We start from the raw sequence: 16706 nt of genomic DNA on the forward strand, positions 1-16706 counted from the left end.
TCGACTTCACGGAACCAGAGGTCTTCATGCCCAACGTGTTCGGCCGCTTGTTCAGGTGCAAGCCTCAGGCCACCAGAGCCTCGGCGCAGCCTACCGACGCTCTTAGCCCTCTGGGGCCGATGCTCGCCGGCCTGCCCCTGGCCGAGTGCGCCTCGCGGCACGCCCCGCACGACGCCATTCACCCTCACCAGGCAGATTGCTCGTCGTCCGACAGCGCCAGCGACAGCGGGTCCAGCGACGGAGGGTCCGGCAGTTGCGACTGATCGATTCCATGCACCCGCATCAGGTCGATGACGGGCATCCGCCCCAGGGTGCGCGGCGCCCATGAACGCCTCCGAGCAAGTGACGGTGAAGTGCCCCCGCTGCGGCGCCTGTGCCCAGTTCCATGAGCCGTTCGCATTCCTGCGGGCAGCGCCCACCGGCCAGACGGCCATTGTCTGGGGAGGTTGGTTCGTGGTCGAGCGCTACCCCGACGTGCTGCCCTGGCAGGCGCCCAAGGGTCGTTCGGGTCAGCACCTGGTGCATGGCGGCGACGATGGCCGGGGCTATGCGGTGTTGCATCGTGGCGTGGTCGATTGCCGGGCGTGCATGGCGCGCTTCGTCCATGAACTGGCCTGGCCCGACGACCTGTGGTGGCAATGGTCGATCCGCGGTCATCTGCTGTGGGCCTGCGACCGGGTCCAGGCCCTGCAGATTCTCGACTACGTGCGGGCCACCGACCGACCCGCCCGCTCCATTCACGGACCGATCGGCAGCCTGCCTAGCGTGTTTCTCTCGGCCAAGATGCGCGGCGCCGTGGTCAAGGCCATGGAGAAGACGCTGGCCGCAGGCTGAGGCCGGCGCTCATTGCTCGCGTTTCTTGCCGATCACGACGGCGCCGCGGGTGATCGAGAAGCCCACATCGCCGACGTAGTTGCCGTTGCTCTGCAGGCATTGCTCGGTCTGGCCCATCGAGACCGGCACCACGTTGACCACGTCGTAACCCTCGGCGTCATAGGCCTCGTACATGTCGCGCAGCAGGTTGGCATACTCGTCGAAGTTGACGTGGCGGCTGCTGTAGACCTCCTTGGTCTTGTTGCCGAAAAGGCCAGCGGGTTTGGTTTCGCTGGTCAGCGAGGCGTAGAACCAGCGCGAAATGAATTTGCCGGACATGGGGGCTCCTTAGGGGGCGTTGGGAAGAGCCGGATATCCTGCACCAGTTGGCGCAACGTGCAACAGCCTTCCGCCTCGAGCGCTCCGACAGACTCAGGCCAACGCGTCCCAATAGGGTGGCTCGCCAATGGCCTCGATCAAGTACTGGGTCACGGCGCTGACCTTGCGCGAACGTAGGCGGCTTTGCGGCGACAGCACATGGATCGCACCCGGATCGGCTTCGACTGCGGCCGTCCAGTCCGGCAGCAGCCGCGCCATCTGCCCACTGGCGAAGGCGTGCTTGTCGTACAGCCAGGTCGGAAACAGCACGATGCCCCGGCCGGCCTGTGCGGCCGCCACCAAGACCTGCGCGTCGTTGCTACGCAACGGCCCCTGCACGTCGATGACCTGCGGCGCCGCGTGCGGCGACTGCCGGAAGAACCAGCGCTGCGCACCTGCCAGACCTTTGTAGACCAGGCAGCGATGCTGGGTCAGATCCTCAGGGCAGGCGGGTGCGCCGAAACGTTCGACATAGGCAGCGCTGGCCGCCAGCACGTACTTCTGCTCGGCCACTTGGCGGCCGATCAGGCCCGAGGGCTGCAGGTGTCCGACACGCAAGGTGATGTCGGCACCCTCCTGGATCGGATCGATGAAGGCGTCGGTCAAGGTCAACTCGATGGTGATGTCCGGGTAGGTCTCGGCCATGCGGTTGAGCAGGCCGGCGATCTGCAACTTGCCCAAGGCTACCGGCGCATTGATTCGCACCAGCCCCTGCACGGCATCCGACCTGCCCTGCAGCGACTCGTCGGCGGCATCGAGCAGCTCGAGCACTTCGCGCAGTTGGTAGTAGTAGCGCTCCCCCGCCTCGGTCAGCCGCACGCCACGGGTATTGCGATAGAGCAATTGCTGCCCGAGGCTTTTCTCCAACGCTGCGATGAACCGCGAGACCGAAGAGGCCGGCACCTGGAAGTGCCGGGCCGTGGCGACGAAGCTGCCGGTCACGGCGACCATGACGAAGAAGCGATGGGCTTTGAGGTGCATGTGGGTCCTTGGGACAGGCGAGCCGAAGGCCCTGACGAGCGACCTGGGCATTGCGATTACAGCAATGGTGTTTTGCCGGGAGCCGCAATTGTGGCGATTAGCGCACCGAAATACCATGCCGCCCTTGATTCAGGAGACCCACCCTCATGCAACAACTCTGGACAGTGCCCCTCGTCGTGCTCGCGGGCATGGGGCTTTCCGTCGAAGCCGGGCTGCTCGGCCCGTTGGGCGAAACCGTCGGCCACGGCTGGGCGGTGTTTGGCATTTTCAGCCTGGGCTCGCTGCTGCTGACCTTCGGCCTGATCTTCGGCCGGCCGAAGCTGGCAGCGATGTTCGCCAAGCCGCGCTGGATGCTGGCAGGCGGCCTGTTGGGCCCGCTCTACGTCGGCGCCTTGACCCTGGCCACGCCGCACATCGGCGTCGGCCTGACCATGGTCGGCATCTTGTTCGGACAGGTGGCGGCAAGCCTGGTCATCGACCACTTCGGTTGGCTGGGCGCGGAGAAAAAACACGTCGACGGCTACCGCCTGGGCGCCCTGGTGGCGATCCTCGGCGCGCTGTGGCTGATCAATTCGTAAGGGGAAATCGATGCTGTTCATCATGCTGGTGATCGTAGTTCTGGGCGGCGCGGTGTTGTGCGCGCAGTCCGCCATCAATGGGCGCCTGGGGCATCAGGTGGGCGTGCTGGAAAGCGCCTGGCTGACGTTCGTGATGGGGGCGATGGTAAGTTTTCTGTATGCCTTCCTGTTCGAACCGTCACACGCGATGAACCTGTTCAGCGTTCCGCGCTGGCAGGTGACCGGTGCGTTCTTCGGGGTGGTGTACATGCTGGTGATCGTCTTCGCCGTGCCGCGTATCGGCACCGCGGCGGCGACAGTGGCGGTGATCAGCGGGCAGCTGTTGATGAGCCTGCTGATCGACGACTTCGGCTGGTTCGGCAATGCCGTGATCGAACTGGACACTTCGCGCAAGGTCGCCATCGGCCTGCTGGCCGTGGCGCTGGTGTTGATCTACAAGAGCAATACCGCCACGCGAGCCGCCGAGGCCACGCGCGCATCGGCCTAGCGCCACACCGCTCGCCGTCGATCCAAGCCATGCCAGGCCCTAACGCCGATCAGTCAACCAACCGGGGCCGCTTAGCGGCCCCAAGTGACACCACTCCGGCTTAACTGACTGACATCAGGCCAGCCCCTGGCTCGGACGCTCGCCATCCAAAAGCGTTGGTGCGGCAGGCGGTGCCACCCGGCGGCTCTACCTACAGGTTGTAGGCCCGCTCGTTGTGCGTCGTCAGGTCCAGCCCTTCTTCCTCGTCTTCACGGTCGACACGCAAACCGATGGTCAGCTTGAGCACCGCGAGGATCGCCAGGCTCACCACCAGGCAGTACACGAAGGTGAAACCTACCCCCTGCAACTGCACCAGCACCTGTCGCCCCGGTGTCACGCCTTCCACATAGCCACCCAAAGACGGCGCGGCGAACACACCGGTCAACACCGCCCCGATCATCCCCCCTACCCCATGCAGGCCGAACACATCGAGGCTGTCGTCATAGCCCAGCGCGCGTTTGAGCCGCGTCACGGCGAAGAAACAGCCGGCCCCGGTGAGGATGCCGATGGCCAACGCGCCGAGCGGCCCGACGAAGGCGCACGCCGGGGTAATGCCCACCAGCCCGGCCAATGCACCAGAGGCTGCACCCAGCGCCGTGGGCCGACCGTCCACCAGATGCTCGGTGAGCAGCCAGCCGACGATGCCTGCACACGCGGCCACCATGGTCGCCAGCATGACCACGCCCGCCCCTTGGTTGGCGGCAAGGCCCGAGCCCACGTTGAAGGCGAACCAGCCGACCCAGATCAACCCCGCGCCGACCAGGGTCAGGCCCAGGTTGTGCGGCGGCATGGGCGTTTGCGGATAGCCCTTGCGCTTGCCGAGCATGTACGCCGCCGTCAGCGCCGCGACCCCCGAATTGATGTGCACGGCGGTGCCGCCAGCGAAATCCAGCACGCCCCAGTCGACCATCAACGCGCCCGGCCCGCCCCATACCATGTGCGCGATGGGCGCATAGACCAGCACGAACCACAGCGCCATGAACAGCAACGCCGCGCCGAACTTCATGCGCTCGGCGAAGCCGCCGGCGATCAATGCCGGGGTAATGATGGCGAAGGTCAGCTGGAACACCGCGTAGACCCCCTCCGGGATACTGCCCACCAAACTGTCATGGCCAATGTCGAGCATCAGCGCCTTGTCCAGGCCACCGATGAAGCTGTTGAGGGTCAACTGCCCGGCGACCATGCCCTGGGTGCTGACCACCAGGCTGTAGCCGAACAGCACCCAGAGCACGCCGATCACGCCCGCCACGGCGAACAGCTGGGTGAACACCGAAAGGAAATTCTTCGCCCGCACCATGCCGCCGTAGAACAGCGCCAGGCCTGGCAGGCACATCAGCAGCACGAACATCGCTGCGCAAATCATCCAGGCCGTGTTGCCGGTGTCGAGGCCCGGCTCGGCCGCCTGGGCCAGCGGCGCGGCGGCCAACGCGAGTAAGGCAAAGGCACGCTTCATCGGTTCGCTCCTGTACGAATGAAAACCGCCGGCATGCGGGCCGGCGGTATCGGTGTGGATCAGTACTGGGTCTGCCCCGGCACCCAAGCGGTGCCCGCCAGCGGCACGCGGGCCATGGCGGCGGCCTCCACGGTCAGGGCCACCAGGTCCTCCGGGTCGAGGTTGTGCAGGTGCGACTTGCCGCAGGCGCGGGCCATGGTCTGGGCTTCGAGCACCAGTACGCGCAGGTAGTTGGCCAGGCGCCGGCCGGCTTCTTCGGGGTGCAGACGCTTGGCCAGTTCCGGGTCCTGGGTAGTGATGCCGGCCGGGTCGCGGCCGTTCTGCCAGTCGTCGTAGAAGCCTGCTGCCGAGCCGATTTCGCGCAACTGCGCGTCCAGACGCGGATGGTTGTCGCCCAGGGCCACCAGTGCGGCGGTGCCGATGGCCACCGCATCGGCGCCCAGGGCCATGGCCTTGGCGACGTCGGCGCCGTTGCGGATGCCACCGGAGACGATCAGTTGCACCTGACGGTGCATGCCCATCTCCTGCAAGGCCTGCACCGCTTGCGGGATGGCTGGCAGGATGGGAATGCCGACGTGCTCGATGAACACCTCCTGGGTCGCCGCCGTGCCGCCCTGCATGCCGTCGAGCACGATCACATCGGCACCGGCCTTGACCGCCAGCTTGACGTCGTAATACGGGCGGCTGGCGCCGATCTTCACGTAGATCGGCTTTTCCCAGTCGGTGATCTCGCGCAGTTCGGCGATCTTGATCGCCAGGTCGTCCGGGCCGGTCCAGTCGGGGTGGCGGCAGGCGCTGCGCTGGTCGACGCCGATCGGCAGTGTGCGCATGCCGGCCACCCGCTCGGTGACCTTCATGCCCAGCAGCATGCCGCCGCCGCCCGGCTTGGCGCCCTGCCCCAGGACGATCTCGATGGCGTCGGCCTTGCGCAGGTCGTCGGGGTTCATGCCGTAGCGCGACGGCAGGTACTGGTACACCAGATGCTGCGACTGGCCGCGCTCTTCCGGAGTCATGCCGCCGTCGCCGGTGGTGGTGCTGGTGCCGGCGATGGTGGCACCGCGACCCAGGGCTTCCTTGGCGTTGGCCGACAGCGCGCCGAAGCTCATGCCGGCGATGGTCACCGGGATCTTCAGGTGGATCGGCTTCTTGGCGAAGCGCGTGCCCAGCACCACATCGGTGCCGCATTTCTCGCGATAGCCTTCCAAGGGGTAGCGCGAGACGCTGGCGCCCAGCAGCAGCAAGTCGTCGAAGTGCGGCAGGCGGCGTTTGGTGCCGCCGCCGCGGATGTCGTAGATGCCGGTCTCGGCGGCGCGTTGGATCTCCTGGATGGTCAATCGGTCGAAGGTGGCCGACTCGCGCAGCACGGGGGGGAATTGTTCGCTCATGGGTAAGCTCCTGGCTCAGTACGCGCTGGCGTTGTCGACTTTGAAGTTGTACAGCTCGCGGGCCGAGCCGTAGCGTTTGAAATCGGCGGCGCTATGCGCCAGACCCGCCTGGTCGAGCAAGGCTTGCAGCTCTTCCAGGTGCTCGGCGCGCATGGCCTTTTCGACACAGTCCGAACCCAGCGACTGCACCGAGCCCTTGACGTAGATGCGCACCTCGTACAGGGAATCGCCCAAGGCATCGCCGGCATCGCCGCACACCACCAAACGCCCGGCCTGGCCCATGAAGCAGCTCATGTGGCCGATGCTGCCGCCGACCACGATGTCCACGCCTTTCATGGAAATGCCGCAACGCGCCCCGGCGTCGCCTTCGATCACCAGCAGCCCGCCGTGGGCGGTGGCGCCGGCGGCCTGGGAGGCGCTGCCTTTGATGCGCACCGAGCCGGACATCATGTTCTCGGCCACGCCCACGCCGACGTTGCCGTGCACGGTGATGTTGGCCTGCTGGTTCATGCCGGCGCAGTAGTAGCCGGCATGGCCGTCGATATCCACCGAGATCGCCTGGTCGATGCCCACGGCCAGGTTGTGCTTGCCGGCCGGGTGGCTGACGTGCCATTCGCGGTCTTGCACGTCGCCGTGCAGGGCCTGGTTGAGGTCGCGCACCGAGGCGCTGGAAAGGTCGATCGTTTTCATGGCTGTCTCCAGTGGTTCGGGGCTCAGGCGCTTTCGCGCTCCCAGACGTACAAGGTGGCCGGTGCCGGCTCCCAGACCTTGGCCTTATCGATGCCCGGCAGACTGGCCAGGGCCTGGTACTCCGAGGCCATGGCCACGTAGTCGTCGGTTTCGGCCAGCACCGCAGGCTTGCAGGCGATCGGGTCGCGGATCACGGCGAAACCGTTGCGCGTACCGATGGCGAAGGTGAAGAAACCGTCGAGGTCCTGCAGCGCGCCGTCCAAGGCTTGGGCCAGGGTGTCGCCCTGTTGCAGACGCCAGGTCAGGTAGCCGGCCGCGACTTCGGTGTCGTTGTCGGTTTCGAAGCTGATGCCTTGCGCCTTGAGCACCTGGCGCAGGCGGAAGTGGTTGGACAGCGAGCCGTTGTGTACCAGGCACAGATCGGCACCCGTGGAGAACGGATGGCTGCCTTCCATGGTCACGGCGCTTTCGGTGGCCATGCGGGTATGGCCGATGATGTGGCTGCCCTTCATGCCAGCCAGGCCGAAGCGGCTGGAGATTTCGGCCGGCAGGCCCATGCCTTTGAGGATTTCGATGCTTTGCCCGGCGCTCATGATACGCACCTCGTCGGCGAACTCGGCCAGCGCCGCACGTACGGCCGCCTCGCTCGTCTGCACCTTGAGCACGGCGGCGCTGGCGTTCTGGAACCAGTCCAGCGAGCAGGCCAGGCGCGCCTCCAGCTGGCCCATCAGGGCCGCCCAGGGGTAGTCGGCACGGGTGGCTTGCAGGGTCAGCTTGAGCCAGCCGTCGGCCACTTCATCGCCATAGATGGCGAACCCTGCGCTGTCCGGGCCGCGGTCGGTCATCGCTTGCAGCATGGGTTCGAACAGTTGGCCGAGCTGGGCTTCGAGCTCGGGTTTCTTCAAGTACAGACCTACGATTCCGCACATAAAAGCCTCACTTTCGTTGGGCAGCGCGCGGCGAGCGGCACGCTGCAAGGTGTCCGTGGTGAACGGCAAAGGGTGTGGGTGGCGGCCGGACGTTGCTCGGCGCGCGGTTCAGAAGAATTCGGTGTAGCGCTGGATCTCCCAGTCCGAGACGTGGCGGCTGTATTCCACCCACTCCATCCGCTTGAGCTTGATGAATTCGTCGACGATCTCGGCGCCCAGCACCTCGCGGAACAGCGGGTCGGCCTCGAGGGCGTCGGCGGCCTCCTTGAGCGACTGCGGCAAGGTGGCGATGCCACGCGCGGCGATGGCGTCCAGGCCGAGGCTGTAGAGGTTCTCGTTGCACATCGGCGCAGGTTCGAGCTGGCGGTCGATGCCATCCAGGCCTGCGGCGATGATCGCGGCGGTGACCAGGTAGGGGTTGCAGCCGGCGTCGGGCAGGCGGAACTCCAGGCGACCGTAGGGAATGCGCACCATCGCCGAGCGGTTGTTGGCGCCCCAGGCGACGAAGGCCGGCGCCCAGGTCGAACCGGACAGCGAGCGGCCCACCACCAGGCGTTTGTAGGAGTTCACCGTGGGCGCGGCGAAGGCGCACAGCGCCGGGCCGTGGGCCATCAGGCCGGCGGCGAAGTGATAGGCGAGCTTGGACAGGCCCATGCCGCTGACGTCGCTGTCGTCGTGGAACAGGTTGGGGTTGCTGGCGCTGGCAAGCGACAGGTGGAAATGCATGCCGTTGCCGGCGCGCTTGGGGTCGGGCTTGGGCATGAACGAGCAGATCATCCCCAGATCGTTGGCGATCTCGCCGGCGGCCATGCGGAAGAAGGTGAAGCGGTCGGCCGATTCCATGGCGTCGCTGAAGGTGTAGTTGATCTCGAACTGGCCGTTGGCATCTTCGTGGTCGATCTGGTAGATGTCGAAGCCCACCGGTTGCAGGGCTTCGGTCAGGCGCTCGAGGAACAGCCGCGAGCGCGACAGGCCCTTGTAGTCGTAGCAGGGCTTGTCGAGGTTGTCGGAAGCATCGACCAGTTGCAGCTTGCCCTGCTCGTCGCGGCGGAACAGGCTGAATTCCGGTTCCAGGCCGGTGTTGAGGGTCCAGCCCTTGTCGGCCAGGCGCTGCACCTGCCGTTGCAACACGTAGCGTGGATCGTACGGCCAGGGCTGGCCATTGACGTGGCCGACGCAGACCACCCGGCCGTAGCCTGGCTGCCAAGGCACCGGGGTCAGCGTGGACAGGTCGCCACGGGCCATGAAGTCGGGGCCGTGCGGCTCCATGCCCATGCCGCAGATGGCGAAGCCGGCGAAACCGGCGCCCTGCTCGGCGACCATCTTCAGGCCCGAGACCGGCACCGATTTGGTTTTCGCCGAACCATGGATGTCGACGAATTGCGCCAGCACATACTTGATGCCGAACTGGTCGAGGATGCGCTGGGTGTCTGCTGGCAACATGGGTTGATCACTCCTGGATGAGGGCACGGCAAGGTAGGCCGGTGGGTATTTCCAATCAGGAAACTTACTTTCATTACAGGAATGCAACGGGCTTGCCAACTTTGCTGAATGCGCTGGAAATCTCAGGAGGCGCACTTTTCCCTCTGTCTATATGGGAAACTTCCTTTCACCGGAGGAAACCTGGTATTGAGCCGTATTTCCGTGCTAATTCCTGGTGCGAAAATAATATTCTTGAACTGAAACCGTGCAGGAGCCTACATGTCCACCGAGACCGAACCCCGACTGCGCCTGGAGCAGTTTCTCGGCTTGCAACTCAAACGTGAGCGTCAGGCCCAGGCCTTGAAGCTGGCTGACGTGGCACGCATCGCCGGCATCAGCCAAGGAATGTTGAGCAAGATCGAGAACGCCCAGGTGTCGACCAGCCTGGATACCCTGAGCCGCCTGTGCGACGTGCTGGGCATGCCGATGTCCAAGCTGTTCGCGCAATACGACCAGCGCGACGGCAACGCCTTGCTGGTCAAGGCCGGCGACGGTCTGGAAGTGGTCGGTCGGGGCACCGACAAGGGACATACCTACCAGTTGCTCAACCACACGCGAGGGCCCAAGAAGAGCTTCGAGGCCTATTTGGTGACCATGGACGACGCCAGCGAGGAATTCCCGACCTTCTCCCATCCGGGCACCGAGTTCCTGCACCTGCTCGAAGGTGAGTTGGTGTATCGCCACGGCAACCAGCTGTATCCCATGCAGGCCGGTGACAGCCTGACGTTCGATGGCGATACGCCGCATGGGCCGGAGAAGCTGGTGCAAGTGCCGATTCGGATGTTGTCGATCATGAACTATGGGGTGGAGTGAGCGGCCGTTTGGGGATGGTTCTCCTATGCAGAGCACTCGAATTGAGCGGCGGGTAGCCGCACGTTCTCATTTCGAGCGGATTTCTGTGTAGGAACAATAAACATCTCTGTTTATCGGCGCACAGCACGGAAAGCTACGTGTGCTCAAATTTTCTGGATTACGCTCCTGACGCGAAGGAATTCGGATGATTTAAGCTTTTTTAGGGAATAATTATCTGCAGCTTCATAAGTTTGCTCGCAGGAACTTTCCTACAGCGCCATAAACCGACTTAGATCTTGTAAAAACCACTTACAAACACCGCTTGCCTCAGCAGCTACATAAAACTAACTTCTATCTCGCGTCTCGCCGAGGCGCATAATCCAAAAAGGAGTTAGCCATGAAATCTGCAATCGATATTTTCAAAACCGATAGTCATACCGTAACTACTCAAGGCGTCTGTATGTGGTAACCCTCCGGTGGAGGCGATGTAAGTCGCCTCCACCGGCCCTTACTCATGGAATAGATATATGAAAGATACAGGCTTCCACACACTCTGGGATATAGAGGGTGCGGCTAAACATGTTTTGCAGAATGAAAATCTTCTGCACGATTTTTTCCGCGAATCCTTGCGAAACTCCGGCTTCACCATTCTCGATGATTTGGTGCACAAATTTCATTCTGGCGGCAGCGGCGTAACTGGTCTATTTCTACTTTCAGAGTCCCACCTTTCCTATCACACCTATCCAGAAAATAGGTATATCAGCATAGACGTCTACACATGTGGAAGAACCAATGACGCCATAAATACAGACATCTATATCTATTTTCACCATGCAGCAGTACTTAATCGCAGAACGTTGGCAAGAGGCACCCATATCAACCATAGTCTGGATGATTTCCATGAAATTAATTGACAACGGTGTAATCAAATTCGACTACCAGTTTCCACTCTATAATTTTTTCTTTCCTAGTCAAACTGCCCATTCATTTAGCGCTGACAACATTAATGCTGCCGAGATCTTTGCCTCTGCGAGTCGACACTCCACATCAAGAGCGCTCTATTTCCACATTCCTTTTTGCGAAAAAATTTGTTCATTCTGCCCTTTTACCAAAGGACTTTATAAAAACCAGGAACAGATAGATGCCTATACCAAAGCGCTTATCAAGGAAATTGAACTGAAATCCAAAATTATGGATCTCAACTCAGCTCCGATCAAGGCAGTATTTTTTGGAGGAGGCACACCATCCCTGCTGTCACCAGCCAATATACGATCAATAAGAAAAGCATTACACGATAATTTTGACTTGAGCGAAGTCTCTGAGTTCTCTTTCGAATTTAGTACCACAAGCGTAAATACTGAAACCGTGCTAGCTACAGCTGAACTAGGCGTTACTCACGCACGATTTGGCCTACAAACAATCCATAAGGAGTGGCGAAACTTATTCAATTTAGATCCAGAGATCAACCGCATCGAAAAATCCAGCCAACTATTGAATTCACAATTCGATCATGTTCTTTGCGACATTCTGTACGGTATGAATGGCAGTACAGAAGAGCAGACTCTGATCGATATCGATTATGCAGTTGCTCTTGGCGTATCAAATATAGACATATACCCAATAAACAATGTTGCGACATCTGTAAAGCTTCACAAAGCCCTGCGCTCGCGCACGCCAGACGTCACCCCAGCGCTACGCAAGCTTAATATGAAGCTACTATTCGATGAACATCTACGTTCTAAAGGATACGTCCCATACAATGGACATGGCTATCGGCTTGCACCGTCGCAAACATCCCTTCCCTACGTCAAAGACTACCGATTCATCTACCATGATCATCTATACGGCTACGCCGATCTAGACCTGTTGGGCTTTGGTACCGGCGCGATCTCTGCGCTGCATGGAGCTGTGATCACCAATACGTCATCTCGCGAACGGTACTGTTCAGAGCTGATGAGTGATAACTATTCATGTCGTATTAGCCTCCATGACCCGGTACTTTCAGAAGCCAGACCTTTGATCATGGGCCTCCCCTATCATGGGAATGTATCCAAGGCTCACATTAATTTTCACAAAATCCCCGATGCATTAATGGCTCGCCTTAGGTCGCTCATATCAGCTGGCTTGATAACTGAGACAAAAACAACCTATTCGCTAACACACCTTGGCTGGCTCTGGTACAGCAACCTAATGTTTTATTTGATGCCGCAATCTGAACAAGAGCATTTTAAAAACTTGGTATTTCAACGCCTCAGCACTCCAGGCCGCGTTATCACGGAAAGCGAGCTTATTTACCGAAAGATATTGTGATATCTCCTATGCATAGCTTGAAGAACAAACAGCAAGTCCGTGTGACATCTGTCAGCTTTTTTTGCTCGAAAATGGGTGAGTTCTCGTTTGAGACCACGTTCGCCGTTCTAGCCATATCGCTAACCGACGCTGATCTAGGCATGCTAGGTCTTATTTATTTTTTCCGGTACATACCTAGTATAGCATTAACGTCTTTAGCCGGCTGGCTAGCAGATAACTACGACACGAGGCGCGTGTTGAGATGGGTCGAGTGGCTAAAATCGATCGTATTGCTGTCCCTGTTTTTTACTGCCATTCAGCCCGTCCCTTCTTTACTGTTAGTCGTTATGCTCGCCATGCTAATTACATCATTGGACTGTTTATACGCACCCTCGTTTAGAACCCTGTGCGTGAAACTTGTCGAGCGCAAGGCACTTGACAAGTTGAACAGTGGGATACAAGTCCTCGAAGACAGTGCCGCCATAGCTGGCCCACTCATGTTTTCAGCCCTGTCATCAATGGTGCTTGGTCACTTGACATTTCTGCTCGGCTCACTTTGCATGGCCGCCTCTGCAATAAGCACACTACTATTGGCGCCTCAAGCCTGTACAAAAGAAAAACCTAAATTAAAGCTCACCGCTCTCTTAATCCGACCTCTGGAACGCGCTAGAAAATTGCCCAGCGCCAATGCTGACTTATTTAACATTATCGCGTGCACTTCGCTGTGCGCAATGTTTGCAACGTCTTTGATTCGTTTTATTCTACCCGCTGCCGTAATAGTGCATTTTTCGTCCGAGGCTGTCGTAGGATACGTTATGGCTTTACTGGCAGCCTCGACAGTACTAGGAGGACTCTGCTATCCCTTGCTCAGCAAGGCGTGTACGCCAAAGAGCGTACACGCATTTTGGATGATTTATTCTTTTTTATTCATGAGTACAGCTTTCTCGCTAAGTGTCAGTGATTGGTTATTTTTTGTCTTATTGTTCGGGACAGGTTTTGCTGGAGCTTTCGTAGATATAGCAATAACTACCAACATTCAAACACTTTCATCAGAAAACGAAATAGGCTCCAATTTTTCAATTTACTACTTTTCAGCAGTGCTAGGCGATGCGCTCTCCGGCGTCGTGGCCAATGGCGTCATTCTACTGGCAGGCCCCGCCACCTTTATCTGGATGAGTCTGTTTCTTTTATTGACCTCATCATACTGGACTTTAAAAAGGAGAACCCCCCGGTGATTATCTTGATGCATAGCCAAGTACTAGATATCGCTGCCTGGCCTGGTGTTCAGCTACAAGAGTTCGATGCACTAAATATAGCACAGGCTTCGGCACTACTACTAAGCGCCAATGATATTTTACACGCAAATGTTCTACATGCCTCTATACATTGGAAAATTCCGGTTTTTCTAGCACTCACCCCAGGAGCGGATTATCAGATACTCTCAAAAAGCTATAAGACCGTCACAATTCCTTTACAGCCTTGCGATGAGCGTAATATCGAGCTGAGTGCTCTGTCGTTCGAAAGCGCTGCGCTTCCCCCTTTTACACGAGCTGTTGCCAAATTCATTGCCCTTGATCGACATACTTTCGCTTGCCCTGGCCATCAGGGGGGAAGATGTTATGAAGATCACCCTGCTGGAGTACGCTTCAAGCGGATGCTAGGCCCAGGCTTTCTCAAGTTGGATGTTCCCCATGCTGCCCCCGAACTGGGCGACGTTTTAAGCCATGAGGGCCCTGTGCAGAAAGCCGAGCAACTGGCAGCGCGTGTATTCAATGCCGATGATACCTGGTTCGTACTTAACGGTACATCTACCGCGAATAAGATTGTCGCTAGCGCGCTGCTAACGTCAGGCGACCTAGTCCTGATGGATCGCAACAATCATAAATCAGTATTCATAGGCGCATTGATTCAATGCGGCGCTTTGCCCGTATATATTGAAACGCTTCGCGATGATGATGGCATTCTCGGCGGATATAAATCAGGAGCTCTTGAACAAAAGCTACTTAGAAGCAAGGCAAATGCTCGATCCACTACTAAATCCAATCTGAAGCGCCCCTTCAGGCTTGCCATCATACAACATGAAACCTGCGATGGCATAATCGTCGATGCTCGAGCAATAATCAATCGCATTGGCTCTCTGTGCGACTACATACTGTTTGATGCTGCTTGGTCGGGTTACGAATTGTTTGTACCAAAACTCAAAAAATTTACACCGTTAGGGCTAGATCTTTCATCAGAATCTCCTGGCATCATCGTCACGCAGTCAGTGCACAAACAGATGTTCGGCCTGTCTCAAGCCTCACAGATTCATAAGCAGGACAGGCACATCAGATCTCAACACCGCTACTGTCCATCTTATGTTTTCAACAGTGCATTTATGCAGCATGCCTCGACCAGCCCTTCATATCCTTTGTTCATGTCACTGGAAATAAACGCTGCCATGCACGCCAATGGAGAAGGTATCCGACATTGGAAGCGGGCAGTAGAGAATGCGTTGTTTTTGATGGATCAAGTAAAAAGCAGATGTAGAATAATCTCGCCAGTCGCAGTACACCCCTATCAGTTCGAACCGCGCATGGGTGCCGCATCTTTGCAATGGCAAGGTTTCGAACCGGCACTTCACCACAGAGATCCTTGCAAAGCAATATTTTTGACAAAGCCCCATGATGTCCGTCAGATCAAAGTCCCAGCATGCCTAGTAACCCGCTATCTTCAAGACCATGACATCACTCCCGAGAAGACCGACCTCTACAACTTCACGATGCTAATCACTCCTTCCGTAACAGAAAATGATATTCAGCGTTTGGTTCAGCATCTCGCGCGCTTTGAACAGACGCTAGCGAGCAATACAGCCGCAACTCAAGCCCTGCCATCGCTTATAAAATGGCAATCTAAGCTGGGCAATCAATCGCTAAACGAGCTGAGCGCCTCTGCCAATGATATATATGCACAACTTAAATTGGAGTCGCTGCAAGCAGCTATTTTCAGTAGCTCTGAACAGCCAGTTATGGTCTATTCGCCGCAACTTGCCAATCAGCGCCTGATAAAAAACAGAGCTCGCTTGGTTCCAGTTGCCGACGCCCTCGACCTCATTGCCGCGGAATGCATCATTCCTTATCCACCCGGCATTGTATGCGTTGCGCCAGGTGAACGCTTCACCCGGGCTACGGTCGCCTACCTCGCAGCAATAGAAACATTGAACTTAAGTTTTCCTTGGTTGGCGCAACATGTACAAGGCTTGCACGAAGTTCACCTACCTGAGCGTCGTATATCCTTGGGAGTGTTCGTTATTGAGTGATAACGAGTATCCCGGCGTTGCAACTTGCACCCACCCGCCCCATAAATTCATCCACATCGATATGGACGCCTACTTCGTCGCCGTCGAACTGCTCGATGACCCGAGCCTCGCCACTCGCCCGGTCGCCGTCGGCGGCAGTGCGGCCGAGCGCGGTGTGATCAGCACCGCCAACTACATAGCCCGCCAGTCGGGCGTGAGAAGCGGCATGGCCACCGCGACCGCACAGCGCTTATGCCCCGGTCTCGTGCGGTTACCTGTCCGGTTGGCGCGCTACGAAGCGGTCACACAGCAGCTGGACGGAATTTTTCGACGCTACACCGACCGGGTGGAATTTTTCTCGCTCGACGAAGCCTCGCTGGACGTCACCGGTCTGCCGCACTGCGACGGCTCGGCCACGCGCATGGCCGTGGCCCTGCGCCAGGCCATTCGCGTAGAGCTGGGGCTAACAGCTTCTGCGGGCGTAGCACCGCTCAAGTATTTAGCCAAAATTGCCTCGGAGGTGAACAAGCCTGATGGCCTACATGTGATCACGCCACATGAAGTGCCGACGTTTCTTGCGACACTCGACCTTCGTAAGCTACCCGGCGTCGGCCCGCGGGCCTGGGCCGTTCTCGAACGCATCGGCTGCCGACGCTGTGGCGATGTCGATGTGTCCAAGCTGCCGGCGCTGCTGCGTGAGTTGGGCGTGCAGGGTTATCAGCTGTGGGCGTTGTGCCAGGGCATGGAACCGGCACCTCGACCACCTGGGTCGATCCGTTCGCTGGGCGTGGAGCATACGCTGGCCACCGACTGTGTGGATTTCGAGGCCTGCACCCTGGCCTTGCTCGCGTTGATGCCCGCGCTCCATGCGCGGCTCTCGACCCTGGAACCAGGTGAGCAAGTAATCCGTAACCAGATAAAGCTCAAGTTCGACGATTTCGCCATCGCCAGCACCGAGGCCCCTGCCACTGTCATCGATGAGCGCGTGCTCCGCTCGTTGCTGCTGCAGCTGTGGAACGGTCGGCGACAAGGACGGGCGGTGCGGCTGATCGGGGCGGCAGTCAAAGTCCGGCGCGCGGACGCGCAAGACCGTCAATTGTCTCTGTGCTGGTAGGCCTTAGAGCCACTTCCTC

General features: G+C 58.9%; 16 protein-coding genes. 9 read left to right on the forward strand and 7 right to left on the reverse strand.

Annotated features, from left to right (window positions below; genetic code table 11):
- Window positions 1–324 precede the first annotated feature (324 nt).
- Window positions 325–834, forward strand: a complete 510-nt coding sequence (locus ACSMEV_RS15145) for a hypothetical protein (RefSeq protein ID WP_459205883.1) — start codon at window positions 325–327, stop codon at window positions 832–834.
- A gap of 9 nt (window positions 835–843) precedes the next feature.
- On the opposite strand, the gene ACSMEV_RS15150 is transcribed toward ACSMEV_RS15145, so the two are convergent.
- Window positions 844–1152 carry a hypothetical protein gene (locus ACSMEV_RS15150; protein ID WP_296268342.1) on the reverse strand — a complete coding sequence of 103 codons (309 nt, stop codon included), beginning with the start codon at window positions 1150–1152 and terminating at the stop codon, window positions 844–846.
- Window positions 1153–1245: 93 nt separating this feature from the next.
- Window positions 1246–2172 (reverse strand): LysR family transcriptional regulator, encoded by a 927-nt coding sequence (locus ACSMEV_RS15155; protein ID WP_459205884.1) that lies wholly within the window; start codon window positions 2170–2172, stop codon window positions 1246–1248.
- A 146-nt stretch (window positions 2173–2318) separates the two neighbouring features.
- Between ACSMEV_RS15155 and ACSMEV_RS15160 the strand changes: the two genes are divergently transcribed.
- On the forward strand, window positions 2319–2750 hold the full coding sequence (locus ACSMEV_RS15160; RefSeq protein WP_459205885.1) for a DMT family transporter: 432 nt from the start codon (window positions 2319–2321) through the stop codon (window positions 2748–2750).
- Window positions 2751–2760: 10 nt separating this feature from the next.
- Window positions 2761–3237: a DMT family transporter gene (locus ACSMEV_RS15165; RefSeq protein WP_459205886.1), complete on the forward strand. Its 477-nt coding sequence runs from the start codon at window positions 2761–2763 to the stop codon at window positions 3235–3237.
- A 190-nt stretch (window positions 3238–3427) separates the two neighbouring features.
- Here ACSMEV_RS15165 and ACSMEV_RS15170 read toward each other — a convergent pair whose 3' ends face one another.
- From ACSMEV_RS15170 to glnT, 5 genes are all read right to left on the reverse strand, one after another.
- Complete coding sequence (locus tag ACSMEV_RS15170) at window positions 3428–4729, reverse strand: ammonium transporter (RefSeq protein WP_459205887.1); 1302 nt, start codon at window positions 4727–4729, stop codon at window positions 3428–3430.
- A gap of 59 nt (window positions 4730–4788) precedes the next feature.
- The gene (locus ACSMEV_RS15175; RefSeq protein WP_459205888.1) at window positions 4789–6114 is read right to left on the reverse strand and encodes an FMN-binding glutamate synthase family protein; all 1326 of its coding nucleotides are present in this window, start codon (window positions 6112–6114) and stop codon (window positions 4789–4791) included.
- Between the two features lie 15 nt (window positions 6115–6129).
- Window positions 6130–6804 carry a GltB/FmdC/FwdC-like GXGXG domain-containing protein gene (locus ACSMEV_RS15180; RefSeq protein WP_459205889.1) on the reverse strand — a complete coding sequence of 225 codons (675 nt, stop codon included), beginning with the start codon at window positions 6802–6804 and terminating at the stop codon, window positions 6130–6132.
- Window positions 6805–6827: 23 nt separating this feature from the next.
- Window positions 6828–7733 carry a class II glutamine amidotransferase gene (locus tag ACSMEV_RS15185; RefSeq protein ID WP_459205890.1) on the reverse strand — a complete coding sequence of 302 codons (906 nt, stop codon included), beginning with the start codon at window positions 7731–7733 and terminating at the stop codon, window positions 6828–6830.
- 108 nt (window positions 7734–7841) lie between these two features.
- A complete protein-coding gene (glnT, locus tag ACSMEV_RS15190) occupies window positions 7842–9176 on the reverse strand; it encodes a type III glutamate--ammonia ligase (RefSeq protein WP_459205891.1) in 1335 nt (444 codons plus the stop codon).
- Between the two features lie 258 nt (window positions 9177–9434).
- On the opposite strand from glnT, the gene ACSMEV_RS15195 reads away from it, so the two are divergent.
- From ACSMEV_RS15195 to dinB, 6 genes are all read left to right on the forward strand, one after another.
- On the forward strand, window positions 9435–10028 hold the full coding sequence (locus tag ACSMEV_RS15195) for a helix-turn-helix domain-containing protein (RefSeq protein ID WP_459205892.1): 594 nt from the start codon (window positions 9435–9437) through the stop codon (window positions 10026–10028).
- 506 nt (window positions 10029–10534) lie between these two features.
- On the forward strand, window positions 10535–10921 hold the full coding sequence (gene speD, locus ACSMEV_RS15200) for an adenosylmethionine decarboxylase (protein ID WP_459205893.1): 387 nt from the start codon (window positions 10535–10537) through the stop codon (window positions 10919–10921).
- Window positions 10908–12317, forward strand: a complete 1410-nt coding sequence (locus tag ACSMEV_RS15205) for a radical SAM protein (protein WP_459205894.1) — start codon at window positions 10908–10910, stop codon at window positions 12315–12317. The genes speD and ACSMEV_RS15205 overlap by 14 nt, the downstream gene beginning before the upstream one ends.
- An 8-nt stretch (window positions 12318–12325) precedes the next feature.
- Window positions 12326–13531 carry an MFS transporter gene (locus tag ACSMEV_RS15210; protein WP_459205895.1) on the forward strand — a complete coding sequence of 402 codons (1206 nt, stop codon included), beginning with the start codon at window positions 12326–12328 and terminating at the stop codon, window positions 13529–13531.
- On the forward strand, window positions 13528–15594 hold the full coding sequence (locus ACSMEV_RS15215) for an Orn/Lys/Arg family decarboxylase (protein ID WP_459205896.1): 2067 nt from the start codon (window positions 13528–13530) through the stop codon (window positions 15592–15594). The genes ACSMEV_RS15210 and ACSMEV_RS15215 overlap by 4 nt, the downstream gene beginning before the upstream one ends.
- A complete protein-coding gene (dinB, locus tag ACSMEV_RS15220; protein WP_459205897.1) occupies window positions 15587–16687 on the forward strand; it encodes a DNA polymerase IV in 1101 nt (366 codons plus the stop codon). The genes ACSMEV_RS15215 and dinB overlap by 8 nt, the downstream gene beginning before the upstream one ends.
- Window positions 16688–16706: the final 19 nt, after the last annotated feature.

This window comes from Pseudomonas sp. MLB6B (assembly GCF_054508135.1).